The following is a 25,676-nucleotide window of genomic DNA, read 5'->3' as shown; positions in this document are numbered from 1 at the left end:
ATTAATAATGGGTTGAAGATGATTAAGACCTTTTGAATCATTTCAAAAACCTTATCTTTGTGCTGTTTAACCGTGATAAAAAATCACGCAAAAAAAGAAATATGACAATCGAAAACAATCACGTTGTAGCAGTAAAATACATTCTACATACTATTGAAGAAGATGGGAACAAAATCCTTGTAGAAGAAACTACAGAAGAAAATCCGCTTACATTTTTGTACGGAATGGGAATGATGATTCCTAAATTTGAGCAAAATATCCATGGTTTGCAAGCTGGAGATACTGCTGCTTTCGTTATTAAGCCTGAGGAAGCTTATGGTGAAAAACAGGAGGATGCGGTTGCTCAGTTGCCAATCGATATGTTTGCAGAAGCAGGAATTCCGCCGGTTGGGGCGATCTTGCCTTTATCAGACAACGAGGGAAATAATTTCCAGGCTTTTGTAGTGGAAGTTACTCCTGAAGTTGTTGTCGCAGATTTGAATCACCCAATGGCTGGAAAAACTTTAGATTTCCAGGTTGAGATTTTGAATACACGTCCTGCAACTGAAGAAGAACTTTCTCACGGTCATGCTCACGGAATCGACGGAAACGAGGCTCACTAAGAGTTTTTCAAATAAATTAGGAATGTCCGGCAGAAACGCCGGACATTTTTTTTGACTGCAAATTTTAACCACAAAAGGCACAAAAGTTTTTTTGTTTAAAGTTTAATTGATTGAGAATAGGAAACTCACAAAGATGTATGTTTAATATTATAATGAAATTCAAATATAAAAAATAGAAGTTTAGAGTGTATAAGCTTATTTGATCTTTATACATTCTGCTAATCAGCTTTACTAAAAATTTAGCTTTTGTGACTTTTGTGGTTAAATCATCAATCTAAAAATTCTCCTGAGACATAATACCAGCGATTTTGAAGAATTTTAAAAAGCGATAATTCATGATGAATTTGTTTTTGTCCGGCTTTATCAGTGTAATGAGCTTTGAATTCTACTTTATTCATCGATGGCTTATCTACGATTTCCAGTTTTGTCCATTCATTGATTTCTCCCCATTCCTGCAAATCTTTTGTATTGTGGAATTGCCTTTTTCCGGGCGACGTAGTTTCCATTAAATATTTCCCATTCGGAATGGCAAACGCTGAAAATCTTGAACGCATTAAAGCTTCCGCAGTAGGAGTAAGTTTTTCTCCGGTGTGGAAAGGTTTGCAACATTCTTCATAGGTTTTACCGGAGCAGCAAGGACAATTCATTTCTTTTTATTTAAACACAAATGTACACGAATAATTTTTCACAAATAACACGAATCTCATATCAATAGAAACGGGTTTCAACCCGTTTAAAAAGGTGACTCCTGAAATTGCCTTTAGCCAAAACTTATCTCAAATAAAGAAGATCAAAAAAAATCTGTGTTAATCCGTGAAATCTGTGGGACAAATTTGTGCAATTCGCATTTATAATCTCCTACGGATCGCACAGATTTTCACAGATGTTTGCGTTATTTGAATTCAACTTAATTTCCAAAATCTGCAAGAGAATATTTGTGCAAAATATTTGCGGCATTTGTGTTTAAGATAAAAAAAGCATCCAAACGAATGAATGCTTCTTACAATTTATTTAATAAAACCTCTGTTTCTCAACAACGGCTTAATATCCGGATCATGTCCTGTAAAATCTCTGAATGCCTGGTTCAGATCCACAGAATTCCCGACAGACAGAATGTATTTTCTGAAACGGTCACCGTTTTCCCTTGTCAGTCCACCATTTTTTTCAATCCATTCCCATGCGTCATTATCTAAAGTTTCAGACCATAGATAAGCATAATATCCTGCCGAATATCCGCCACCCCAAATATGGGCGAAATAGGGAGTGTGATATCTTGGCGGAACCGTTGCTAAAGTAAATCCATGGTTTTGCAATGAATTTTTTTCAAAATCTAAAACAGGAAGAAGTTGACTTTCATTGGTAACAGAATGCCAATCCATATCCAAAGCTGCAGCAGAAACCAATTCGGTCGTCATATAACCCTGATTGAATGTTCCTGCTTTTTTAATTTTATCAACCAAAGCTTGTGGAATCGGCTGTTTCGTTTCGTAATGAAGAGCATAATTTTTTAAAACTACCGGATCTAAAGCCCAATGTTCATTAATCTGAGAAGGAAATTCTACAAAATCTCTCGGTACATTGGTTCCTGAAAGTGAAGGGTATTTCTGGCTCGCAAACATTCCGTGAATAGAGTGGCCAAACTCATGGAAGATCGTAGAAACATCATCAAAACTAATCAATGAAGGTTTTCCTGCGGCTGGTTTCTGATAATTGTAACAGTTGACAATTACAGGTTTTGTTCCCAATAAATAAGATTGCTCTACATAATTACTCATCCACGCTCCACCGCTTTTAGAATCTCTTGTGTAGAAATCCAGATAATAAATGGCAATAGATTTTCCATCGTGATCGAAAACTTCATAGGTCACAACATCAGGATGATAAACAGGAAGGTCAGTTCTCTTTTTGAAAGTTAATCCATAGAATTTTTCAGCAGAGAAGAAAACTCCTTTCTCCAAAACGGTTGTAATTTCAAAATACGGTTTGATTTGGTTTTCATCTAAATCAAATTTCGCTTTTCTCACCTGTTCAGCATAGAAATTCCAATCCCAAGGTTCCACTTTAAAACCTCCTTTCTGCTGATCAATCAGATCTTGGATGTCTTTAGCCTCGCGTCTTGCCGTTTCTACAGCCGGAGTTGCAATCTGGTTCATTAATTTTACGGCAGCTTCAGGATTTTTTGCCATCTGATCCTGCAATTTCCATTCTGCGAAACTTTTTTTACCTAAAATCTGAGCTTTTTTAAGTCTCAGTTTTGCTAATTTTTCAATAGTTTCTCTGGTGTCGTTTCCATCACCCTTTTCAGCTCTCGTCCAGGAAGCTTTGAATAATTTTTCTCTTGTTGCTCTGTTTTTCAGGTTCTGCAAGAGGGGTTGTTGCGTTGTATTTTGTAATGCCAAAAGATATTTTCCCGGTTGTCCTGCTGTTTTTGCATCACTTGCAGCTGCGGCAATTTCGTCCTGTGTAAGTCCGTCAAGCTCTTTAGCATCAGAAAAGTAAACACCACCCTGCTTTCTCGCTTCGAGTAATTTGTTGGAATATTGAGTAGAAAGGGATGCTAATTCCTGATTGACCTGTTTCAGTTTTTCTTTGTCTGCCGAAGAAAGATTCGCTCCCGCAATTTCGAAATTCTGCTTGTAAAACTGTACCAGTCTTTTGCTTTCAGAATCCAAACCGCTTTCAGAAATAGATTTTATTCTTTTATATAGATTTTCATTCAGATACATTTTATCGGAATGCGCTGCGAAAATCGGAGCATATTCTTCATCTAAAGCCTGTAAAGTAGGATTTGTATTTGCACTTGTAAGATTTGAAAAGGTTATTAAAGCTCTTTTCAATACTTCACCACTTTTTTCCAATGCAACAATTGTATTCTCAAAGGTTGCAGCTTCGGAATTGTTGGCGATCTTTAAAATTTCTGCATCGTGTTGTTTTAAACCAAAATCAAATGCAGGTTTGAAATGCTCATCTTTAATTTTATCAAATTCAGGAGCTTCGTACTGAAGTTTGCTTTTCTTCATAAAAGGATTAGAAGAAAGTGAAGAATCGGGAACAGGAATTTCCTGTTTTACATCGTTTGTTTTCATTGTAGTACAAGAGTAATTAAATGCTAAAGCAGAAACTAACAATACTGATGAAATATTTTTCATAGGTATAATTTATTGTTTTAAAAGGTAGGATTGAATCTTTTTTTTGATTTTAAAAATAGTTTTTCTTGTCAGTTGTAAGAGATTCCCTAATTTAGTTGTTATTAAAGTATAAAGATATTAAAAACTAAACTTTTAAACATGAAATACACAGCAGTTTTACTTTTTTCAGGATTAATATTCGTTTCTTCTTGCAAAGAAAATGAACGAAAAGACGGGAAATCTACCTGGCTTCCAGATGTTACCAATAAAGACCACGGACCTTTAAAACAAAAAGAATATAAAGGAGATTTTGACGAAATTGAAGTTTCACAAGCGATCGAAGCTGAAATTATTAAGTCTGATGTTGAAAGGGTAGTGATTTCTGCTCCGGCAAATATTATCGATGAGGTTTTGGTGGATAACAGCGGTGGCGAATTGCATATTCACTATAAAACCGGTTTCCGGGTGATGAATACAAATAATGTGAAAGCCAAAATTTATGCTAAAGATTTCAAAAAACTGGAAGCCAATTCTGCAGGAATTATCGTGGTTCGAGATCAATTTACACAAGATAAAACCGATGTGGAAGTTTCAAGTTCAGGTCATATTTCAGGGAAACTGGAAGCCAATGAGATGGATATTGATGCAGGAAGCAGCGGAACTTTTAAGGGGAAAATCTGGGCGGTTGATCTTAGTGTAGAATCCTCATCGTCTAGTGAAGTTAGTATCTCAGGTAAAACCAAAAATGCCAATTTGAGTGCTTCGTCTTCAGGGACAATTTCGGCAAGGGAACTTACTGCAGAAAATGTAAAAGCAGAGTCTTCGAGCAGTGCAGATATAGAAATTGGGGTTTCGTCTTCATTTGAAGGCAGTGCGTCTTCCAGCGGTTCTATAAAAGGAATTAAAAGAGGAAATGTAACCACTGTTTCGAAGGAAGAAAACAGTGGCGGAAGTGTAACGGTGGAATAAATTATTTATCACCTTCCTCTTCATCGTCTGTTGATGAGGTTTCCCAGTCTTTATTTTCAAAATTTAAATTGTCATAAGCCAGTAAATCCTCCTCTCTTTGGAGGATTTCTCTTGTTGTAAAAAGTAGGATATCTTCATCATCTTTAGATTTTGCCAGCTTTCTGATAGATGCTTTATCGATGGCCATAAATCTTTGCCCCAGACGTCGTGCAGCATATTTTCGCATGCCCGTTTCGTGAAGAACATCAACTGCCATATCAACTGCTGTTCCTAAAGTTTCACGGTAAATATTGTCAATTCCGTTATCTAGATAGGTATAAGCATCGATTCTGTTTTTAGCACGGACAAATATTTTCACATCAGGATATTGTTCACGAACCAGTTCTGCAATAAATTTATTGTCATCGGGATCGTCAAGACATAAAACCAATATTTCGGCATCTTCAATTCCTGCAGCTCTCAAAACAGGAATTCTCGTGGCATCGCCGTAATAGACTTTAAAACCATAACTTCTTAATAGTTTTACACGCTCAGAATCTCTGTCTAGAACGGTGGCTGTAATTTTATTGGCTTTTAAAAGTCTTCCAACCGTACTTCCAAAGTGACCAAAACCGACAATGATTATTTTTTTCTGAGAAATATTATTATCTAAAATATTAAACGGAGATTCTGTTTCCGGAACTTCTTTAATGAATTTCGGGGTGATAATTTTTTCGTTAATTATTAAGAGAATCGGAGTGATACACATGGTAATCGCAGTAATGGCCATCATCTGAGCATTTATTTCTGCATTGAATAGTGACAGATCTGAGGCGTAATTAATCAAAACAAAAGCAAATTCTCCTACCTGAGATAAGGCGAAAGCATAAAATAAACTTTGTGGTGTATCAATTTTAAAAAATTTGCCAATCGCATAAAGAACAAAGAATTTTACGACTAAAACAACAAAAACAGTACTGAAAATAAATACAGGATCTGCAGCAATGACATTAAAATTCATCGTAGAACCTACGCTGACAAAGAACACGGCAAGAAGCAATCCTTTGAACGGATCGATGTGCGCTTCAAGTTCATGACGGAATTCACTGTTTGCCAGCATTACACCTGCCAAAAACGCTCCCAAAGCGGGTGACAATCCGATGGCAACCATTAATTCTGAAACGCCAATCACCAAAAACAGGGAAGTGGCGGTCAGTAATTCGGTCATTCCCGCTTTTGAAACATATCTTAAAAAGGGTACAAAAACATATCTTCCTAATAAAATCAAGGCTACAACTCCAAAAATTACGGTTGCTGCCTGAAGCCATTCCGGAAGTTGCTGGATGAGCATGTGAACTTCATTATCGTTCTGTTTTGCTTTTGAATGTGCCAAAACAGGCAATAATGCCAAAATCGGAATTACCGCAATATCCTGAAACAAAAGGGTAGAAAATGATGCTTCACCTGCTGATGTTTTTAAGTTATTTTTTTCCTGTAAGGTCTGAAGTACAATCGCCGTTGAAGAAAGAGCAAAACACATCGCAATGGCAATTGCTTTATCGATTTTCCAACCTGCCCATACAAAAATGACGAATAAAATGGAAATTGTGACGACCATTTGTGTCAAACCGAGTCCGACGATTTTCTTCCGCATTTCCCAGAATTTTCTGGGTTCAAGTTCCAGTCCGACTAAAAAAAGAAGCATGATGACACCGAATTCACTTGCGTGCATAATGTCGTTGACGTCATTTCCTGTCAGTTTTAAAACATAAGGCCCGATGATAATTCCCCCTAAAATGTAGCCGATGACTGAGCTTAGACCAAATTTTCTTGCCAGCGGAACCATAATAATGGCAACGCCCAAAAAAATCAGGGTGTTCATTGCTATTGTTGATTCCATATTATTGATTCAGGATTTCTACAAATTTCTTTTTTTGAAGAATGATTTCTTTTTTAGACAGTTTATTGGCTTCATAAACGATGGTAATGTCTTTAATGTTGGCATCAAAAACTTTAAGAGAAACAATCAAACCGCTGATGATTTCATCAATCGTGTATTTATAAGTGCCATCTTTTGAAAAAGACCTTTCCTTTCCACCGGTTGTCACAACGATGTAAACTTCTTTGTTTTTAAGAGGGTTATATTCGCCTTCTTTCACCCAGTTTCGGTCGAAAACTTCGTCGATCCACAATTTTAGTAAAGGAGGAATTCCGAACCAGATAATAGGAAACTGAAAAATAAAACGGTCGTATTGCTGCAGTCTTTTTCGTTCTCTGAAAGCGGCAATGTGGAAATCGGGATATTCTTCGTACAAATCACGAAGAGTAAAATGCTGATGACGAACGTAGAAATTGATGAGTTCTACATTTGAATTGGAATGCTCAAGATAAGGATGGGCAAAAACCACCAGCGTTTTTTTCATTGAAACCCGTTTTCAGTAAATATAATGAAAAATGAGGGAATTTTGAAAAAATTGTGGAGTGATTTAAGGAAATTTTAATTGAAGGAAAAGGAATTTATTTAAAAAAATTAGTGAACTCCCGTTTTTAATCATAACTCTAAAATCTGCAGTCATTTTGTTATTTTGGAGGAATCTAAACTGCTTTATTTCAGAGTGTTTAGCGAGGATAAGAGATTAAATAAATTTCTACCAACCACCCGAAGCTCCGCCACCGCCAAAACTTCCGCCGCCGCCGAAACCTCCAAAGCCACCACCACCTCGTGAACTTCCACCACCAAATCCGCCTCCTCCAAAACTACCTGGGAAAGGGAATGGGAAAAATCCTCCGGGATAATTTCTTCTTCCTCTTCTGCTTAAGGTGATATCGCCGTCATCGTCTCCGCCACCTCTGTTTTTGAATAGAATGATCAGAATGATAAAGATAACAAAACCGATAATGATTAGTTTTGAAATGTTGATGTCTCCTTTTTTTTGATTGTTTAAAGGTTTGAATTTTCCCTGAACAGAATCCATAATGGCATTGGTTCCACCGTTGATGCCTTCGAACCATTTTCCTTGTTTGAAATTGGGCGTCACAATATAATCTAAGATTTGTCCTGCAACTGAAGCTGTTAAATATTGTTCAACCGCTCTTCCTTGTTGGATTGACATCGTTCTGTCATCTTTTGCGATGAGAAAAACCACGCCATTGTCAACATCTTTTTGTCCGATGCCCCATTTTTCGCCAAACATCGTTGCCAGATAATTTACATCTTCACCTTTTGTGGAAGGGATAATGATGATTTCAATTTCTGTAGAAGTAGAATCTGCAAATTTGATGAGTTTGTTGTTCAGTTCATCTTTTTCCTGTTGAGTGAGAAGATTGGCTTCATCATAAACAGGATACAAAACTGCAGGTTTTTCGGGAATAGTGTACTGCGCTGATAAAAAAGTGTTACAGCAAACTAATAGAAAAGCAAAAAATATTTTAAGAGAATGTAATCTCATTGGGTAGTTCGTTGTGATTTTCTCCTTTTACGGGGAAATGTTTTTTTAGTTCTAAACCGGTTTCAAGAATTCCGCTTTTCAAAGCCTGATAAAAATGACCTTTTGCAAATTCTGAAGTGATGTAATCATGCAGATGATCCCAATACGATTGGTGAACTTTCGCATGAATTCCTGTATCGCCGATGATGGTAAGGTATTTATTTTCAAAATTGACGTGAAATAAAACCGCATTTTTTTCTGCGGTTTTATCTTTACATAATTCTTTAAATACGTTAAAAGCAGCTTCTGCAATGTTAGAATCTGTGGAAGAATCTATATGTACACGAATTTCTCCGGTAGAATGCTGCTCTGCCGACTGAATAGCTTTCACCAAAGAATCTATCTGCTGATTTGTGAGAAAACGGCTCATTATTCTGTAAATACGCTTGGTGCATTTTCAGCTCCCGCTTGTGCTTTAAATAAAGGTTTTTCTTTAAAATTGGTAAAGTTTGCCAAGATATTGTTCGGGAACTGCTTGATAGAAACATTGTAACTTCTCGCAGCATCATTATAATATACTGTTTCTGTTCTGATACTGTTTTCAATGGCAATATATTCTCTCTGGAAATTAATATACTGCTGATCAGCTTTCAAATTTGGATAAGATTCTACAACCGCCATTAATCTGCTTAGAGATCCCGATAGTTCGTTTTGTGCAGCCTGAAATTTAGCCATATCTTCTTCTGTTAAATTAGAAGGATTGATGTTGATGGAAGTTGCTTTTGAACGTGCCTCAACAACTTTTGTCAAAGTTTCCTGCTCGAATTTTGAGTATGATTTCACTGTTCTTTCCAGATTCGGAATTAAGTTGGCTCTTTTCTGATAAACCGTTTGTACGTTAGACCATTTTGCATCTACTGTTTGTTCCTGGTCTACAAATTTATTGTACCCGTTTTTCCCCCAGAAAAATAATACTCCTACGATAATAATAAGAGCAATACCGATTGTTCCGGCGCTCATGCAACCTCTGTTTTTCATATGTGAATTTTTATTGTTTGAATAGTTATATGTGATCGCCAATCTTTAATTATTATTTTTTCTTACAATTTTTTAGATGGTGATTTTCATCATTTAATTTTTTTTAATGCTTTTTGTGCTACTCAAATATACAAATTAAGTGCTAATTTTACAGAAAATTTATTGAATGACAACAATTGTGGTGGCAATGGGAGAAAAAAATGAAATTGGTGCAGATAACCAGCTTCTGTGGCATCTTCCGAAAGATCTAAAACATTTTAAAGACCTTACTTCGGGACACCCGATTATTATGGGAAGAAAAACCTACGAAAGTATTGGGAAGGCGCTTCCAAACCGTACCAATATTGTTGTCTCAAGAAAGAAAAATTGGTTTCAGGAAGGAATTTTAATTGTAGGAAGCATTAAAGAAGCTGTGAAATTCGCTAAAAAAATCAACGAGAATATTTTCATCATCGGTGGTGGAAATATCTACGAACAAACCATGGAAATTGCTGACAAATTAGAAATAACTTTAGTAAAAGCCAATCTTGAAGCCGATACTTATTTCCCTAAAATCAATCCTAAATTTTGGAAACTGACCTCAGAAGAGTGTCATGAAAAAGACGAAAAAAATCAATATGATTTCTGTTTTCGGACTTACGAGAAAGTTGTTGGTTGATGGTTTTAGTTGATGGTTTTTTGAATAAAATAAATATTCTGATAATGTTAACCATCAACCATAAGCTATCAACTATCAACCAAATTTATTACCTTTGCACTTCTAAAATTTAATAATGAACAAATACATAAAAATCATCGTTGCAGCTCTTCTGATTCTTGGAGGTCTTTATATGATGTTTTTCACAAGAAATTTAGGTTGGGGAATCGTGGTTTTTCTTTTAGCTGCATTGCCAATTTTCTTATTTATTAAGAACGAAAACATTCTTTTAGCTTTTTGGCAGTTGAGAAAACAAGATATGGTGAAAGCTTCAAAATTTCTGAATAATATTAAAGATTACAAAACAGAACTTCACAAAAATCAGTACGGATATTACCATTATCTGCAAGGTTTGGTTTTAGCTCAGGATCACCCTACGAAAGTGGAACCTTTGATGAAAAAAGCCCTGGATTATGGTTTGAATATGAAACACGACCGTGCAATGGCAACTTTAAATCTTGCTGCAGGTGCTATTTCTAAAGGAAAAAGACAGGAAGGACAAAAACTTCTGGAGGAAGCAAAAAGATTAGATTCTGCAGGAATGATGGCAGATCAAATTAAAATGTTGAAAGATCAGTTGAAAATGCCGACCATGCAAAAGCATATGCACAATCCTAATATGAGAAATAGAGGGAAGTTTTAGGAATAATATTTTAAGATAAAAAATGGCGGGAAAATTATTTTCCGCCATTTTTTTATATTAATATTTACATTTCAGAATTATTCTCGTAACCATAAAATTTAGGTATCTGCCAATGATATTTTACTGCAAAAGTTCTAATAGAAACAATTAATAAAATCGTAAAAATCTGAATAATTGTGTAAGAAAGATTGGTAAATGTTGTCAATAATAAAAATGTAGAACCGCCAATTATACAGGCACTTGCGTAAATCTCTTTCCTGAAAATTAAAGGAATTCTATTGAGTAAAATATCACGGATAATCCCGCCAAAACAACCGGTAATTGTTCCTAAAGCAATACAAATTAACGGATGAATGTCTGCATGTAAACCTTTCTGAACTCCAATGATCGTAAACAATCCCAATCCGAAACTGTCAAAAATAAATAAGGTTACTTTAAAGTTCTTTTCAATAGATTTAAAAACCATTGAAAAAATACTTGTTGCTAAAATCAATCCGCACATCAAAAGATCATGCATCCAAAAAACAGGAATTCCCAAGAGTAAATCCCGAACCGTTCCGCCTCCGACTGATGTTACAAAAGCAATAATTAAAACGCCAAAAGGATCTAATCTTTTCTGCATTGCCGCAAAACTTCCCGACATCGAAAATGATATCGTACCGAGAACTTCTATTGCAAAATTGATTTGTTCGTGCATTTATTATAGGTAATAAATAATTGGTAATAAGTAATTATTTTAAGTGTTGAGATATTTTGAACTTATATGTTATCATTACTTTTACCAACTCTTCACATTCTGATTTTAATGATTCCAACTTATTTTGCTCTACATATTGAAGTTCTTCTATTATTTCTAGCCAAAGCTGAGTTTCGTCTATCTCTTCAACTACAATGCAAATCTTTCTTTATCTGATCTTGCTCTTGCAACAGCTCTATAATTTGCGGCTACTGAAGTTGCGGATCTTATAATTTGTTTTCTGATAATTGAAAGAGCATAAGAATAAGGTAGTTGAAAAAGTGATTTTATAATTGATATTGAGAAATTTTTGGTTCTATCTCTAAAGATTTGATTGAAATCCATAAATATCTAAATTTAAAAATTACTTATTACCAATTACCAATTACTCATTACTTATTTTTCCACTCTTACCGATTCCGGAACCAAAAGTTCATATTCTCCGCCATGATTGATGATTTCTCTTACAATGCTGCTGCTGATGAAAGATTTTCCTGATGAAGTCAAAAGGAAAACGGTTTCCAGTTTTTTGTGAGCTAAAGTTCGGTTGGTATGGGCAATTGCTTTTTCAAACTCAAAATCGGCAGGATTTCTTAAACCTCGAAGAATGAACTGAGCATTTTTTTCAAAACAATAGTCGACTGTAAGACCTTCAAAATGATCTACTTCCACATTGGGGAACTCAGCGACTGAATTTTGAATGAACTCCATTCTTTTTTCAAGCGGAAACATGTATTTTTTTTGAGAATTTTGCCCGATGGCAATGATCACTTTGTCGAAAAGTGCGGCGGCTCTCTCAATAATATCGTAATGTCCTAATGTAATCGGATCAAAAGATCCCGGAAAAACAGCAATTTTCATGCGCAAGAGTTTTGGGTTTAGGTTTTTATGTTTAAGGTTCAAAGTTCTTAAATTACCCGCTAAAACTAAAATTTATAATTTATTTGAAGATAGATTTATGAAACTGATTGAAACATCCATCACCCAGCTTCCAACATCTATCTTCCTTACTTTATCAAAGCTTTTTCGACTTCATTTCCGCAAAGGTCTTTGATGGAAATTCCGTAGATTTTTGCCTGTTGAGGAAGAATACTTGCCGGAGAAAATCCAGGGTTGGTGTTCATTTCCAGCATGTAAGGAATTCCGTTCATCAAGATAAATTCGCTTCGTGAAAAACCGCTCATTCCAAGAGAATTGTAGGCTCTTTTTGCCATTTCCTCCACGCGGATTCTTGTTTCATCGTCGATTCTTGCAGGAGTAATTTCTTCTGAGGCTCCTTCGTATTTGGCTTCATAATCGAAAAATTCGTTTTGTGGAACAATTTCTGTAATTCCCAAAACAATCGTTTCACCTTTAAAATCAATAACTCCTACAGAAACTTCCATTCCGTCGAGAAAACTTTCGATTAAAATTTCGTCATCTTCTTTAAAAGCAATTTCGGTTGCTGCAATCAGTTCAGATTTTTCTTTAACTTTTGAAATTCCCAGTGAAGAACCGGATTGATTGGGTTTTACGAAAACCGGAAGACTTAAATTATCGATAATTTCATCGACATTAATCTCTTCTCCTTTTCTTAGATAAACACTTTTTGCAGAAGGAATCCCATATTTTGAAAGTACCGCTAAAGTATCTTTTTTATTGAATGTTAATGCGCTTTGATAGAAATCGCAACCGGTATACTTTTGCCCGATAGCGTCCCAATAAGCCTGAAGTATTCCGTTTTCACCCGGAGTTCCGTGAATAATGTTGAAACAAGCATCGAATTTCAGTACTTCATTATTGCCTAAAGTAACAGAAAAATCACCTCTGTTAATAGGTTTTTTGTTTTCATTTTCATCCAAAAAGTACCATTCTTCTTTCAAAATCACTACTTTATAGACATGATAAAGATCTCTGTCTAAGGAATCATATATTAACTGACCGCTTTTCAGAGAAACTTTGTATTCGTCAGAATATCCGCCCATAACTACGGCAACGTGTTTTTTGCTCATATCGATATTATCAAGTAAGGCAAATTTAAACAAATTATAGGTTGGAATAAATGAATTTCATGTTTTTTGAATGCAAAATTGAAATCTGCTAAATAAAAACTTCAATATAAAATTATTAATTATCTTTGTCGTTATTATTAAAGGATTTTAAAGTATGTTTAAATCGCTTTTGAATTGGAAAGTTTTAGTCAATTTGTTAGTAGCCATCGGTATTTTTATAGGATTGGTGTGGCTTACTTTCCGATGGTTGGAGTATCATACCAATCATGGTCAGGAAATTCCTGTTCCGAATGTTATTAATAAATCAGTTCATGATGCTGTGAAAATATTGGAAGATGCAGGACTCGACTATGAAGTTGACAGTGCAGCTTATAATCCTAAATACAGACCGCTTCAGGTTTTGAAGGTGTATCCTTCTCCCGGTTCTCGTGTAAAAGACGGCAGAGCAATTCAGCTTATGGTGAATCCTAAAAGCTGGGCTCCGGTTGCAGTTCCGGATGTTATCAATAAATATTCAGGTTTGGCTTTCCAGAGATTGGAGCAGGTAGGCTTGAAGGTTAACGATACTATTTATGAACCAAGTATTCAGAAAGATGCAGTTTTAAGGATTTTGTTTAAAGGAAATTCAATAAAACCGGGAACTAAAATTCCGAGATTCTCAGTGATTGATGTAGTTGTAGGATCTGGTCCTATGAGAAATATTTCTATTCCTAATGTTGTCGGATTAACTGTAAAAGATGCAAAAGCTTTAATAACAAGAAATCTTTTTGAAGTTGGTTTAGTAGATTTTGAAGACGGAGGAAGCGATGATTCTGATATTGTCTATTATCAGGACCCGGCTGCAGGAGATTCACGGGATCAAGGAATGCAGATCGATCTTTGGGCGAGTAAAAAAACACCTGCAGAATTGCGTGGTAAAATAGAAATTCTGAATTCTACTTACCGGATGAAAATTGATACTACTTTACCTCCGATAAGATATGAGGAAGTTCCGAATTTTCAGGATGCACCAGTGATTGAGGCAACTCCGCCTCCGGTAAGTTCACCTAAAAAAGAAGTTCCAAAAACAGATCCGGTAAAATCAAATGTAAGTTCAGGTTCATCGAAACCAACAACTTCAACAGATAAACCAAAACCAGCCGCATCGGCAACTCCAACATCAGATAAGCCTAAAGCTAAAAAGATGATTATAAATTAATTTTTAATTAAATATAAAAAATAAGGCTTCAACTTTAATTATGTTGAAGCCTTTTATATAAAAGAAAAACAATGACAGAAGATAACGACGATTTTTTAGATGAAGAATTTTTAGACAGCAATACGAATGTTGATATTGATGATGAAAATAAAGGACTTTATGAACATCTGAACATTACTGTTGATCCTAAACAAGAGCCTTTAAGAATAGATAAGTTTTTATTCAATTTCAGACAGAATTCTTCAAGAAATAAAATTTCACAGACTTGTAGAGCAGGAAATGTTATTGTAAACGGTGTTCCTGTAAAGCAGAACTATCGGGTTAAACCTTTTGATCAGATTTCGGTTTTGTTAACGCGTCCTCCTCGTGAGAATGTTATCATTCCACAGGATATTCCTATTAATATTGTTTATGAAGACGATGATTTGGTTGTCGTAGATAAAAATCCTGGAATGGTCGTTCACCCTGGATTTGGAAACTGGGACGGAACTTTGGTGAATGCTTTGGCTTTTCATTTTCAGAAAAACGGATCAAAATCAGATTTAGACAGAGTAGGATTGGTTCACAGGATTGATAAAGACACTTCCGGGCTTTTGGTGATTGCTAAAAATGAATATGCGCTAAGCTTTCTTGCAAAACAGTTTTTCGAAAGAAAAACCAAACGTCTGTATTGGGCTTTTGTTTGGGGGAATGTAAAAGACGACGAGGGAACTATTACGGGGCATATCGGAAGACATCCGAAAAACAGAATGCAGATGTATACGTATGTTGACGGAAGTCAGGGTAAACATGCGGTGACACATTATAAAGTTTTAGAACGATTTAAATATATGACTTGGGTAGAATGTAAGCTTGAAACAGGAAGAACGCATCAAATCCGGGCACACTTCAAACATATCGGTCATACTTTGTTTAATGATGAAAGATATGAAGGCAGTGTCGCACTTCGGGGAGTTAATCTGCCTAAGTATAAGCAGTTTATAAAAAATGTGTTCGAAATTTTACCAAGACATGCACTTCATGCCCATACTTTAGGATTTATACACCCAACTACGAAAAAGGAATTGTATTTTGAAAGCCCAATGCCTTCAGATATGGCGGATGCTGTAAAAAAATGGAGAAATTATTTAGAAAACTAAAAATATATTGAGATTTTTTTTATATTTGTTGAATTGAAATCAAGATTTGTTATGAGAAAACTATATGCTATCGTATGTTTAGCTCTTTTGTCGAATGCATACAAAGCACAAGAATCACTACCATACTATCAACAATATCTTTTGGATGGTGAGTTCCTGTTCAACCCTGCTCAATACGGTAAAACGGACTACGTACAACTTAACTTAAACTATCAACAACAATTTTCAAAATTCAGCGAATCTCCAAACGTACAGTCTGTGGGGATCAACGCGAATATTTTTGACAGAGTTGGAGCGGGTATTTCCGTTTTCAGAGATAGCAACGGCCCTATTTCAGCAGGAGGTATTACAGCAGGAGCATCTTATTTTATCCCGCTAAGCAGTGAGGGTGAAAGAAAAGATCAGTTTTCTTTTGGTACAAGTGTGAACTTCTACAATATGAATTTTGATTATTCTAAAATTAATACTGAAGACGGTTATGATCCTTTGTTACAAGGCAACGAAAGCAACATCTTTATGGCGTATGCAAACTTCGGTTTAGCTGCAACATACAGAGGTTTATTCGGGGGAGTTTCTGTGAATGATATTGCATTAAGCAATGACGAATCTATCGTAAATAATTACGAGCCTTCTCCAATCAAATTCTTCTTAAATTTAGGTTACGACTGGAAAATTGCAGACAACATTGCCATCACACCTTCAGCTTTAATCAACCTGAATACCAACTCAACGAGAATGATGGACTTAAACCTTATGGCGACGTTCTCAAACGACATCAACGCATTCTCTTTCGGAGTAAGCTACAGAGGAGTTCAAAACAGATTTGATAATCAGCAGTTGAGCATCTCTCCAATTGTAAAAGTAAGATTCAACAAATTTATGATTGGTGCTACTTATAACCTTGGAATGTCTGATATTCAGACTTACGGAGGAAACAGCTTTATGCTTGGTTTAGGTTATAACTTTGATAACTTTATTAATCATAGAGGATTTAGATATTAATCAATTTAATTTAAATAAATTTGAGCTCTGAAATTTTTCAGAGCTTTTTTTATGGTTTACCTTCACATTCCTTTCTGCAAACAGAAATGCAGCTACTGCAATTTTCATTTTTCAACTTCTTTAAACTTTAAAGATGAAATGTTGGCTGCCATGAAAAAGGAAATTTACCTTCGAAAAGACGAGCTGCAGAACAAAAATATCCAATCACTTTATTTTGGAGGAGGAACACCTTCTGTGCTTTCTGCTGATGAAATTAAATCTTTGATCGATGAAATTTTAAAGTACTTTAGTTTTAAAAATGATATTGAAATTACCTTAGAAGCCAATCCTGATGATTTGAATAAGAATTTTTTGAAAGAGCTTTCAAATTCGCCGGTAAATCGTCTTTCGATTGGAACCCAAAGTTTTTTTGATGAAGATTTAAAGCTGATGAACCGTGCTCACAATGCTTCGGAAGCAGAAAGTTCAATCAAAAGAGCACAGGATTTTGGCTTTGAAAATTTAAGTATTGACTTAATTTACGGTTCACCAACTTCCAATCTGGAAATCTGGAAAGAAAATTTAAATAAAACAATTCCCCTTGAAATTCCTCATATTTCTTCTTATGCATTAACAGTTGAGCCGAAAACCGCGTTAGAAAACTGGATTGCAAAAGGAAAAGTTACCAATCCGAAAGAGGAAGAACAGAATCGTGAGTTTTATTACATGATTGATTTTCTGAAAGATCATGGTTTTGATCATTATGAAGTTTCCAATTTTGCAAAACCGGGATTTCATTCAAGACATAATTCTGCTTATTGGAAATATCAGGAATACTTGGGAATCGGTCCTTCTGCGCATTCATACAACGGCACGGACATTAGAAGTTGGAACATTGCCAATAATCAGCAATATATTAAGAAATTAAATTCTAATATTTTAGCCAAAGAAACCGAAATTCTTTCACAAAAGGATCAGTTCAATGAAATGATAATGATTGGTTTAAGAACAATTTGGGGTGTAGATTTAGAAAGTTTAAAACAAAAGTTTTCTGATACTATTTTAGATCATTTTAATAAAGAAATTAAAAATAAACTAGAAGATGAAACTCTGAAAATTGAAAACAATCACTTAAAAATTCCTGAAAAACATTGGTTTATGGCAGATGGAATTGCTTCTGATTTGTTTATTGTATAGGTTGGAAGTCAGATGCAGGAAGCTGGAAGATTTGTTTGCGAAAAACTTCTGACATCCAACATCCATCATCCAACATTTTCCTTATTTTTGTATCAAATTTCAATCCTTTTGAAAACTAAGAAAATAGATTATTCGCATCTTTCAGCAAAACAGCCTATCGGAATTTTTGATAGTGGTGTTGGAGGTTTAACGGTTGCTAAAGAGATAAAAAGACTTCTTCCGAATGAAGATCTTATTTATTTTGGAGATACAAAACACCTTCCTTACGGTGAAAAATCGAAAGAAGCGATTATAGGCTATTCTACAAAAATTGCTAATTTCCTTTTAGAACAAAACTGTAAAGCGATTGTGATTGCCTGTAATACAGCTACAGCAAATGCTTTGAATGAAGTGATGGAATCTGTGGCAGGAAAAGTTCCTGTAATTGACGTTATTAATCCGGTTGCTGAAAAAGTTTCGTATGAAATTCACAATAATGTGGGAGTGATTGCGACGAAAGCAACGGTAAATTCAGGACTTTACAAGAAAAGTATCCGTAAACATAATAAATTTATCAAAGTAGATGAACTGGCGACACCGCTTTTAGTTCCTGCAATTGAGGAAGGTTTCAAAAATCATCCGATTACGCATTCTATCATTTACAATTATCTGAGCAATGCCAAATTGAAAAATATCGAAACGCTGATTCTCGGCTGTACTCATTATCCGCTTCTGATTGATGAGATTAAGCAATATTATGGAAACCGTGTTCGTGTTATCGATTCACCGAATATTGTAGCCAATCATTTAACGATTATCTTAGATAAATATCATCTTTTGAATGATAATAATCCGAAACCAACTTATAAATTTTACCTTTCGGATATTACGAAGAATTTCGAAAAAATATCAAAGAAATTCTTTGGAAAAACGATAGATTTAGAACATAAGGTTTTATAGAAACGAAAAAAGACTCAATTTGAGTCTTTTTTTATTCTGTAATGTTGTTGTTTTCTGTCTCAGTATCAAGTTCTTCTTCCTGATTAGGTTCATAAAAACTGAAACTCACATTCCCGTATTTTCTGGTGAATTTATAATTCGGATGATCCAGTTTTAATCTGCTTTGATGTTCTACAATCAAAACTCCGTTAGGTTTCAGATATTTATTTTTTAAAACTAAAGAAAGCAATTCGTGATATTTTTTTTCTTCAGTTTCAAATGGAGCGTCTGCAAAAACGATTTCATAAGATTTTTTATTTCTGAATTTTTTCAGCCAGTCAAAAACATCTCCGCGTTGCGTACTTACCTGCAAACTCATATCCAGTTCTGAAGCTACTGAATTGATGAAAGAAGTGTGTTTCGGGTTCATTTCAACCGATGTAACGTCTTTACAACCTCTCGAAGCAAATTCAAAAGTGATGGAACCAATTCCTGCAAAAAGATCAAGAACTGAAATCGACTGCATATCATACGTATTTTCCAAAATGCTGAAAAGTGCTTCTTTTGCAAAATCCGTCGTTGGTCTTACATCAAAATTTTTTGGGGCGGCTATTTTTTTTGCTTTCCATTTACCGGAAATTATTCTGTACATAAATGTTGGGTGTTAGAGGTTAGAGTAAAAATTAATGAATGTAAGTTTTTAATTATAACTCTGAAAATCAGCAGTTATTTTATCATTCCGCAGGAATCTGAACTGCTTTATATTCCAGAATGCTTAGATTCCTCTAGGTAATGACAAACAATTCTTAAAAACTAAGTTATACTATTCACAAAAATTAAACATTAAGTATTTAAAATTTTAATCATTTTTAAATTTGATAAGAAACAAAACAAGTTTATTTTTATTAAATCAATAAGGTCTTATTATACCAGTATGTTTTTTTTTAAATGAAATGGCTTCGTGAAGCTTAAAAATATCATTGATACAAGAAAATTCCTGAACTTTTTGTTCATTTTCGTTTTTACCTAATGAAAAATGAAATTCTTATTCGGAACATTATCAAAAACCACCTTCAGATTTTTCACAAATTTCTGAAGTTCTGAGATAAATGTTTCATTTTCTGTAGTTTCACCGTACACGTAAAAATTGGTTTCATTAATTCCAAAACCGATTTTGCTCAACGTAAACATTACGAAATAAAGGAAATCTACTTCCGAATTCACATCCAGATTATTATATAGGATGATTTTTTTATTCGAGATCGCAAAAAACTCACATTGATTATGATAAAGATTAATGTGAATTTCTTTGTTATTCTTATTGTTGATGGAGTTTAAAAATTTCTCTCCCGAAAAATTAAATCTCACAGGAATCGAAAGATCTTTTATTTTCTGATAAAATGCTTTCGGAAAAGTATAGTAAAACTGAACTTTAAACTTTTTGTTCACAGAAAGCATCAGTTCTTCATTTTCTTTATCAACAGGAGCATTGAAGGCAATCAATTCATATCCGGAATCATGGTCTTCAAAACCTTCAGGCATTAAAGTGAAATGATTCAAAGCAGAAATTACAGAAATTTCATCATATCTCTGTTTCAGAAGAACATCTTCAAGTTTTTCCGAAATGAAATTCTTTGGTGATTCTTCATCCACGAAATACGATTTTTCTTCCAAAACACTTTTGTTTTTCGTGATTTGATAGATGAGTCCGTCTTGGGTAAAAAGTAAATTTAGTATGTTCATATTACAATTGTTGCAAATTTAGTGAAATTCTACCATTACCGCACCCGATTGATGATGAAGTATTTCCTTATTGTAAAAATCTAAACCGGTCTGACTTTCCAAAACATCTAAAACCATTCTCTGCAAAGTTCCGTCACCGATTCCATGAACAACTTCAAGTCTCTTCAAATGATTTTTCCTGCAGAAATTTATCGTCTGGATTAATTTTTCCTTTTGTATGAATAATCTTTCGAAACTGTCATAATCATTTGGATTTTTAACTAAATTATCAAAATGGAGATCGAGGATAAAAGGACTTTTATCGTGTTTTTTTGAAATGATTTTTTTTGTTTCTGCTTTCTTTACAATTGGAATGTTGTCGTAGATTGCAGCATTTTTGGGAACCAGTTTTTCCTTTGGATATTGATAGGTGAAACCATATTCATCTTTAAAAACCACAATATTTTCTTTAGTGGAAGTAATTACTCCACTTAAATCTTCATCTACTACCGAAACTTTATCGCCAATTTTCATTTTTTACCACTAATTACACAAAATTTTTAGCACAAACATTCACGAAATCATTAGTGTTATTCGTGAAAGCATTTGTGATATTTGTGTTTTTAAAATTAAACTTTCGATCCCAATTCAATGATTGCCAAATCTTTTATTTTCTCACCGTCAATTACAAACTGCATCATTGTTCTCATTTTATGCCATCCCTGTTTTCCACAAGCTCCGGGATTGAGATGAAGCAACTTATTTTTATCATCATACATCGCTTTCAGAATATGAGAATGCCCTGAAATAAATAATTTCGGAGCCTTTTCTGAAATTTCTTTCTTTGCTAAAGGGGTATATTTTTCCGGATAACCACCGATGTGAATCATTAAAACTTCCACTTTTTCACAAAAAAATCTTGACACTTCAGGAAATTCAGAACGGATTTTTGCGCCGTCAATATTTCCGTAAACTCCTTTTACGGGTTTTATTTTTTCAAGCTGCTCAATGATTTCAAAACTTCCAAAATCTCCGCAATGCCAAATTTCATCAGCCTGTTTTGCATAATCTAAAATTCTGTCATCCATATAAGAATGAGAATCGGAGAGGAGAAGGATTTTAGTCATTGTTAATTTTTTTACCGCAAAAGAGACAAAAGAAATAATTGGATGGAATTTCAAAAGTTTACAAAATTATTGACATTACTTTTTGTGAGCTTTTGAAAATGTTATAACAAACTAAAATCTTTTGTTTCTTTTACGGTTTAAATAAGTCGCAAATTTACTTAATAATACTGAATTGATTAAATTTGGAGAAATTTTAAAAATAATGAAGCGTAACTTCTCTTTATTCTTTCTTCTTATTTCTTTCATCTCTTTCGGGCAGGTTGAAGAAAAAAAATTAGACGAATTAATTCAAAATACTTTAAAAACTTTCGATGTTCCGGGAATGTCGGTTGGAATTATTAAAGACGGAAAAATTATTTACTCAAAAGGTTTTGGTGTACGCTCTTTAACGACGAAACAACCAATGGATGATACCACTTTAGTTGGAATTGCATCGAATTCAAAAGGTTTTACCTGTACAGCTTTGGCGATTTTAGAAGATGAAGGAAAACTGAATTGGGACGATAAAGTTTCAAAATATATTCCTGAATTTCAAATGTACGATCCTTATGTTTCGCAAAATGTGACCATCAAAGATTTGGTGACTCACAGAGCGGGATTAGGACTCGGACAGGGAGATCTGATGTTTTTTCCGGAAGGTGGAAATTTATCCGTAAATGATATTGTGCATAATGTAAGATATTTAAAACCTGAAAATCCGTTCAGAACAACTTTAGATTACAATAATATTATGTTTATCGTTGCTGGAGAAGTGATTACGCGGATTTCAGGATTAAGCTGGGCCGAATTTATTGAGCAGAGAATTATGAAACCTGTAGGAATGACTTCGAGTTTCGGAAGTTACAACAGAGCAAAAACTGTTGCCAACAAAATTGACGCTCATGCTCCTGTTGACGGAAAAGCAATTGCTGTTCCTCACGATTGGAACGAAACAGGAAACGCAGCAGGCGGAATTATGAGCAACATCAAAGATATGACGATCTGGGCAGAATTTCTTTTGAATAATTTTACGACAAAAGATGGGAAAAAATTAGTATCCGATAAAAATGTTCAGCAGCTTTGGAATCTGCAGATTCCAGGTGGAGTGGCGATGAAAAATCCTTATGATACAAGTTTTTATGGATACGGATTGGGTTGGTTTTTAAGTGATGTAAAAGGTCATAAACAAATTCAGCATACAGGTGGGTTAATTGGCACGGTCACTCAGTTTACTTTAATTCCTGATATGAAACTTGGGATTGTAGTTTTAACCAATCAACAGTCTGGTGCAGCTTTCAATACAATTACCAATACAGTTAAGGATTCGTATTTAGGAATTGCCGACAGAAACTGGCTAAAAACATACGGCGACAGAATGCAGAAAGTGGAAGCAGAATATAACAAGCAGAAAAAAGAAGCATTTGCAAAATCTGAAGCATTCAAAAAAGAAAAAAATCTACAGCCAAAAGCTGAGCAATTTGTTGGGAAATACAACGATCAGTGGTTTGGAGATGTAGAAATTGTTCAACAGGGAAATACGTACAGAATTTCTTGTAAAAACTCACCAAGATTAAAAGGCGAATTGCTGCCTTTTTCAAACAATACCTTTATCATCAAATGGGATGACAGAAGTTATGATGCCGATGCTTATCTGATTTTTAATTATGATGAAAACGGAAAGGCAGAATCTGCAAAGATGAAAGCGATTTCTGATGTGACAGATTTCAGCTTTGATTTTGATGATCTGGATTTGAGAAGAAAATAAAATTTCAAAAATATTAAATGATAATTTTTATCAATAGAGACGGGCTTTAGCCCGTCTTTTCTTTTGTATTGCGAATTGGCTTTAGCCAAAACTTAAATGAAATTTTATATTTGGAAATCTGCTTTTATTTAAATTTTACCCGGCTCATAAAAGAAAAGCAATTTTTTATTTGCTCCATCAAACTGCGACCAGGAATCACACTCAATCTGAAAACCGGCAACACCGCAAGTTGGGAAGTGAAAAATATCCTCGGAAATAGAATTGGCAAAATTAGAAATTCCGTTGTTGTGTGAAAAGAACGCAACAGAATTCAGGTTATCATTCAAATCATAAATCACAGACTGGAAATTATTTTCAGAAGGATTGTATAATTTATCGTTGGTTCCAAAGCTTAAATGATAGGTCTGATTAAAAATTTTGCAGGTATTCAAAGCTCTTACTGCAGGACTCGAAACCAGATAATCAATTCCAATACTGTTGTTTTTTAAGAATTTAGACATTTTCAGCGCATCTTGTAAACCTTTATCTGCCAAAGGTCTGTCGAAATCATTTGTTTCTTCTGGCCAGTCGCTTTTTGCATGTCTTACGAGTATCAGTTGCTTCATAGTTTTGAGTTTGGAATATATAAAATTATAAAAAAAATAATGTAAAAAACTATGATTTATAAAAAAAACTGTGTTAGGAATAAAATGAGTAAAATTTCTTAAATTTGCAGACTTATGGGACAGATTATTGCAATTGACTATGGAAAGGCACGCTGTGGTATTGCAGCAACCGATGATATGCAGATTATTGCAAGCGGACTGGATACTGTGGAAACTCGTTTTCTGATGGATTTTTTTAAGAAATATTTTAGCTTAAATAAAGTTGATGCTGCAGTTGTAGGTCTTCCCGTTGATTTGAAAGGTAATATTTCGGAAGTGGAGACAGATATTTTAGGTTTTATTGAAAACTTTAAAAAAGAATTTCCGCATATTGAAGTTCATCGTCTTGATGAAAGATTTACCTCCAAAATGGCTTCGTTTTTTATTTCTCAAAGTGGAAAAAGCAAGAAACAGAGACAACAGAAAGGATTAGTAGATAAAGTAAGTGCAACCATCATATTGCAGAATTTTTTAGAACAAAAAACAAGATGATTTTACCAATAAGAGCTTTTGGAGATCCTGTTTTAAGAAAAACGGGAAAAGAGATAGACAAAAATTATCCGGATCTGCAGGAACTGATCGATAATATGTTTGAAACCATGTACAGCGCAAACGGTATTGGCTTGGCTGCACCACAGATTGGTTTAGATATCAGATTGTTTATCGTAGACGTAACGCCTTTGGCAGAAGATGACGACTATGAAGATATTGCTGAAGAGCTGAAAGATTTTAGAAAAGTTTTCATCAACGCAAAAATTCTTGAAGAATCGGGAGAAGAATGGAAATTTAATGAAGGCTGTCTTTCGATTCCTGATGTGAGAGAAGATGTGAAAAGAAAAAGCACAATTTTAATCGAATATTACGACGAAAATTTTGTGAAGCATACAGAAACTTTTTCCGATATTAGAGCTCGCGTAATTCAGCACGAATATGATCATATTGAAGGGACACTTTTTACCGATCATTTAAGTTCGCTGAAGAAAAAGCTGGTAAAGGGAAAACTGACGAAAATCACGCAGGGTGAGGTTTCGATAAGCTATAAAATGAGATTCCCAAAATAATTTAAACTAAGAAATATATTAATATAAAAAGCGTTATAGCTTTTACTGAAATTAAAAAAATAAAATTATGCTGTTAGAAAAAATAATTTCAATTTCCGGAAAACCAGGTTTGTATAAGTTGGTATCGCAGTTGAAAAACGGATTCATCATTGAAGAAGTTACTACAAGAAAGAAGGTAAGTATTGGTAATTCAAGTCAGGTGAGCTTGTTGGATAATATTGCTATGTTTACTTTTGATAAAGAAGTTCCTTTGTTTGAAGTTTTCGAAAATATCGCTAAAAACAACGACTACAAAGAAACTATTTCTCACAAATCTACTGAAGATGAGTTGAGAGAATTTATGACTGCGTCTCTTCCAAACTACGATACAGACAGAGTTTATTTTTCGGATATTAAAAAATTGGCTCAGTGGTATAACATTCTTCACAAAGCGGGATATATCACTCCTGAAAGCTTCGTAAAAGCAGAAGCAGAAACTGTAGAAGGTGAAGCTGGCGAAGAAGTAAGCATTGAAAAAGACGCTCCAAAAAAAGCAGCTCCTAAAGCAGACAAACCTGCAACTCCAAAAGTGAAAGCAAGTACCGGAGCTAAAGCGGCTACAAAAAGTACACACAGAAAAATGGGATAACATTTCCTCTTTCTAAATACTAAACCTTATCAGAAATGATGAGGTTTTTTTGTTTTCAAGGCAAAAATTACAATAAAGAAGATTTACCTTAAATTTGTATTTCCTT

Annotated in this window: 28 protein-coding genes and 1 pseudogene; 13 read left to right on the top strand and 16 right to left on the bottom strand. The window is 34.5% G+C overall.

All coding sequences use genetic code 11. The features are described from left to right. Positions 1-101: 101 nt before the first annotated feature. Positions 102-602 (top strand): FKBP-type peptidyl-prolyl cis-trans isomerase, encoded by a 501-nt coding sequence (locus ACOOWA_RS00225; RefSeq protein ID WP_421372325.1) that lies wholly within the window; start codon positions 102-104, stop codon positions 600-602. Between the two features lie 269 nt (positions 603-871). Here ACOOWA_RS00225 and ACOOWA_RS00220 read toward each other — a convergent pair whose 3' ends face one another. Together ACOOWA_RS00220 and ACOOWA_RS00215 are read right to left on the bottom strand one after the other, a co-directional pair. Next, positions 872-1,249, bottom strand: a complete 378-nt coding sequence (locus ACOOWA_RS00220; protein ID WP_421372323.1) for a YchJ family protein — start codon at positions 1,247-1,249, stop codon at positions 872-874. A gap of 360 nt (positions 1,250-1,609) precedes the next feature. After that, positions 1,610-3,751, bottom strand: a complete 2,142-nt coding sequence (locus ACOOWA_RS00215) for a M3 family metallopeptidase (RefSeq protein ID WP_421372321.1) — start codon at positions 3,749-3,751, stop codon at positions 1,610-1,612. A gap of 138 nt (positions 3,752-3,889) precedes the next feature. Here ACOOWA_RS00215 and ACOOWA_RS00210 point away from each other — a divergent pair, with 138 nt between their 5' ends. Continuing rightward, complete coding sequence (locus ACOOWA_RS00210) at positions 3,890-4,699, top strand: head GIN domain-containing protein (RefSeq protein WP_421372319.1); 810 nt, start codon at positions 3,890-3,892, stop codon at positions 4,697-4,699. Position 4,700: 1 nt separating this feature from the next. On the opposite strand, the gene ACOOWA_RS00205 is transcribed toward ACOOWA_RS00210, so the two are convergent. The 5 genes from ACOOWA_RS00205 to ACOOWA_RS00185 all read right to left on the bottom strand — a co-directional run bounded on the left by ACOOWA_RS00205 (position 4,701) and on the right by ACOOWA_RS00185 (position 9,144). Next, complete coding sequence (locus tag ACOOWA_RS00205) at positions 4,701-6,578, bottom strand: monovalent cation:proton antiporter-2 (CPA2) family protein (protein ID WP_421372317.1); 1,878 nt, start codon at positions 6,576-6,578, stop codon at positions 4,701-4,703. 1 nt (position 6,579) lies between these two features. After that, the gene (locus tag ACOOWA_RS00200) at positions 6,580-7,101 is read right to left on the bottom strand and encodes an NAD(P)H-dependent oxidoreductase (RefSeq protein ID WP_421372315.1); all 522 of its coding nucleotides are present in this window, start codon (positions 7,099-7,101) and stop codon (positions 6,580-6,582) included. A gap of 225 nt (positions 7,102-7,326) precedes the next feature. Next, entirely contained in the window at positions 7,327-8,127 is an 801-nt protein-coding gene (locus ACOOWA_RS00195) for a TPM domain-containing protein (protein ID WP_421372313.1), read from the bottom strand. Further along, entirely contained in the window at positions 8,108-8,536 is a 429-nt protein-coding gene (locus ACOOWA_RS00190) for a TPM domain-containing protein (RefSeq protein ID WP_421372311.1), read from the bottom strand. Before ACOOWA_RS00190 ends, ACOOWA_RS00195 begins: the two co-directional genes overlap by 20 nt. Then, on the bottom strand, positions 8,536-9,144 hold the full coding sequence (locus ACOOWA_RS00185) for a LemA family protein (protein WP_421372308.1): 609 nt from the start codon (positions 9,142-9,144) through the stop codon (positions 8,536-8,538). The genes ACOOWA_RS00190 and ACOOWA_RS00185 overlap by 1 nt, the downstream gene beginning before the upstream one ends. A gap of 166 nt (positions 9,145-9,310) precedes the next feature. Between ACOOWA_RS00185 and ACOOWA_RS00180 the strand changes: the two genes are divergently transcribed. Together ACOOWA_RS00180 and ACOOWA_RS00175 are read left to right on the top strand one after the other, a co-directional pair. Next, the gene (locus tag ACOOWA_RS00180; RefSeq protein ID WP_421372306.1) at positions 9,311-9,802 is read left to right on the top strand and encodes a dihydrofolate reductase; all 492 of its coding nucleotides are present in this window, start codon (positions 9,311-9,313) and stop codon (positions 9,800-9,802) included. Positions 9,803-9,917: 115 nt separating this feature from the next. Next, the gene (locus tag ACOOWA_RS00175; RefSeq protein WP_421372304.1) at positions 9,918-10,484 is read left to right on the top strand and encodes a DUF2892 domain-containing protein; all 567 of its coding nucleotides are present in this window, start codon (positions 9,918-9,920) and stop codon (positions 10,482-10,484) included. A 64-nt stretch (positions 10,485-10,548) separates the two neighbouring features. On the opposite strand, the gene ACOOWA_RS00170 is transcribed toward ACOOWA_RS00175, so the two are convergent. The 4 genes and pseudogenes from ACOOWA_RS00170 to ACOOWA_RS00155 all read right to left on the bottom strand — a co-directional run bounded on the left by ACOOWA_RS00170 (position 10,549) and on the right by ACOOWA_RS00155 (position 13,211). After that, positions 10,549-11,181 (bottom strand): trimeric intracellular cation channel family protein, encoded by a 633-nt coding sequence (locus tag ACOOWA_RS00170; RefSeq protein WP_421372301.1) that lies wholly within the window; start codon positions 11,179-11,181, stop codon positions 10,549-10,551. Positions 11,182-11,215: 34 nt separating this feature from the next. Next, positions 11,216-11,565, bottom strand: a pseudogene (locus ACOOWA_RS00165) (four helix bundle protein). A gap of 51 nt (positions 11,566-11,616) precedes the next feature. Continuing rightward, positions 11,617-12,081: a pantetheine-phosphate adenylyltransferase gene (coaD, locus tag ACOOWA_RS00160; RefSeq protein WP_421372299.1), complete on the bottom strand. Its 465-nt coding sequence runs from the start codon at positions 12,079-12,081 to the stop codon at positions 11,617-11,619. A gap of 146 nt (positions 12,082-12,227) precedes the next feature. Then, on the bottom strand, positions 12,228-13,211 hold the full coding sequence (locus ACOOWA_RS00155; protein ID WP_421372297.1) for a D-alanine--D-alanine ligase: 984 nt from the start codon (positions 13,209-13,211) through the stop codon (positions 12,228-12,230). Positions 13,212-13,365: 154 nt separating this feature from the next. On the opposite strand from ACOOWA_RS00155, the gene ACOOWA_RS00150 reads away from it, so the two are divergent. From ACOOWA_RS00150 to murI, 5 genes are all read left to right on the top strand, one after another. Beyond that, positions 13,366-14,409: a PASTA domain-containing protein gene (locus ACOOWA_RS00150; RefSeq protein ID WP_421372295.1), complete on the top strand. Its 1,044-nt coding sequence runs from the start codon at positions 13,366-13,368 to the stop codon at positions 14,407-14,409. A 71-nt stretch (positions 14,410-14,480) separates the two neighbouring features. Then, the gene (locus ACOOWA_RS00145) at positions 14,481-15,548 is read left to right on the top strand and encodes an RluA family pseudouridine synthase (protein ID WP_421372293.1); all 1,068 of its coding nucleotides are present in this window, start codon (positions 14,481-14,483) and stop codon (positions 15,546-15,548) included. 51 nt (positions 15,549-15,599) lie between these two features. Continuing rightward, positions 15,600-16,550, top strand: a complete 951-nt coding sequence (locus tag ACOOWA_RS00140; protein WP_421372291.1) for a PorP/SprF family type IX secretion system membrane protein — start codon at positions 15,600-15,602, stop codon at positions 16,548-16,550. Positions 16,551-16,601: 51 nt separating this feature from the next. Continuing rightward, positions 16,602-17,726 carry a radical SAM family heme chaperone HemW gene (hemW, locus tag ACOOWA_RS00135; RefSeq protein WP_421372289.1) on the top strand — a complete coding sequence of 375 codons (1,125 nt, stop codon included), beginning with the start codon at positions 16,602-16,604 and terminating at the stop codon, positions 17,724-17,726. A 108-nt stretch (positions 17,727-17,834) separates the two neighbouring features. Further along, positions 17,835-18,665, top strand: a complete 831-nt coding sequence (murI, locus tag ACOOWA_RS00130) for a glutamate racemase (protein WP_421372287.1) — start codon at positions 17,835-17,837, stop codon at positions 18,663-18,665. A gap of 31 nt (positions 18,666-18,696) precedes the next feature. On the opposite strand, the gene ACOOWA_RS00125 is transcribed toward murI, so the two are convergent. The 4 genes from ACOOWA_RS00125 to ACOOWA_RS00110 form a co-directional block, all read right to left on the bottom strand. Then, entirely contained in the window at positions 18,697-19,296 is a 600-nt protein-coding gene (locus tag ACOOWA_RS00125) for an RsmD family RNA methyltransferase (protein WP_421372284.1), read from the bottom strand. Positions 19,297-19,670: 374 nt separating this feature from the next. After that, a complete protein-coding gene (locus ACOOWA_RS00120; protein ID WP_421372282.1) occupies positions 19,671-20,387 on the bottom strand; it encodes a DUF3822 family protein in 717 nt (238 codons plus the stop codon). Between the two features lie 18 nt (positions 20,388-20,405). After that, positions 20,406-20,900, bottom strand: a complete 495-nt coding sequence (locus ACOOWA_RS00115) for a Smr/MutS family protein (protein WP_421372279.1) — start codon at positions 20,898-20,900, stop codon at positions 20,406-20,408. A 95-nt stretch (positions 20,901-20,995) separates the two neighbouring features. Beyond that, positions 20,996-21,493 (bottom strand): metallophosphoesterase family protein, encoded by a 498-nt coding sequence (locus tag ACOOWA_RS00110; protein ID WP_421372277.1) that lies wholly within the window; start codon positions 21,491-21,493, stop codon positions 20,996-20,998. A 202-nt stretch (positions 21,494-21,695) separates the two neighbouring features. Here ACOOWA_RS00110 and ACOOWA_RS00105 point away from each other — a divergent pair, with 202 nt between their 5' ends. Then, positions 21,696-23,237: a serine hydrolase gene (locus ACOOWA_RS00105; protein ID WP_421372275.1), complete on the top strand. Its 1,542-nt coding sequence runs from the start codon at positions 21,696-21,698 to the stop codon at positions 23,235-23,237. 128 nt (positions 23,238-23,365) lie between these two features. On the opposite strand, the gene ACOOWA_RS00100 is transcribed toward ACOOWA_RS00105, so the two are convergent. Further along, a complete protein-coding gene (locus ACOOWA_RS00100; RefSeq protein ID WP_421372273.1) occupies positions 23,366-23,842 on the bottom strand; it encodes a SixA phosphatase family protein in 477 nt (158 codons plus the stop codon). Between the two features lie 114 nt (positions 23,843-23,956). Between ACOOWA_RS00100 and ruvX the strand changes: the two genes are divergently transcribed. The 3 genes from ruvX to ACOOWA_RS00085 all read left to right on the top strand — a co-directional run bounded on the left by ruvX (position 23,957) and on the right by ACOOWA_RS00085 (position 25,570). Beyond that, complete coding sequence (gene ruvX, locus ACOOWA_RS00095; protein WP_421372270.1) at positions 23,957-24,373, top strand: Holliday junction resolvase RuvX; 417 nt, start codon at positions 23,957-23,959, stop codon at positions 24,371-24,373. Then, positions 24,370-24,942, top strand: coding sequence for a peptide deformylase (gene def, locus ACOOWA_RS00090; protein WP_421372268.1), 573 nt, complete (start codon positions 24,370-24,372; stop codon positions 24,940-24,942). The genes ruvX and def overlap by 4 nt, the downstream gene beginning before the upstream one ends. Before the next feature lie 67 nt (positions 24,943-25,009). Continuing rightward, positions 25,010-25,570, top strand: coding sequence for a DUF5606 domain-containing protein (locus ACOOWA_RS00085; protein ID WP_421372266.1), 561 nt, complete (start codon positions 25,010-25,012; stop codon positions 25,568-25,570). Positions 25,571-25,676 lie beyond the last annotated feature (106 nt).

It is taken from the genome of Chryseobacterium sp. GP-SGM7, assembly GCF_049166575.1.
In the GTDB taxonomy this organism is placed as follows: domain Bacteria; phylum Bacteroidota; class Bacteroidia; order Flavobacteriales; family Weeksellaceae; genus Chryseobacterium.
The sequence above is the reverse complement of the archived record's forward strand: the minus strand, read 5'-3'. Positions and strand labels throughout refer to the sequence as shown.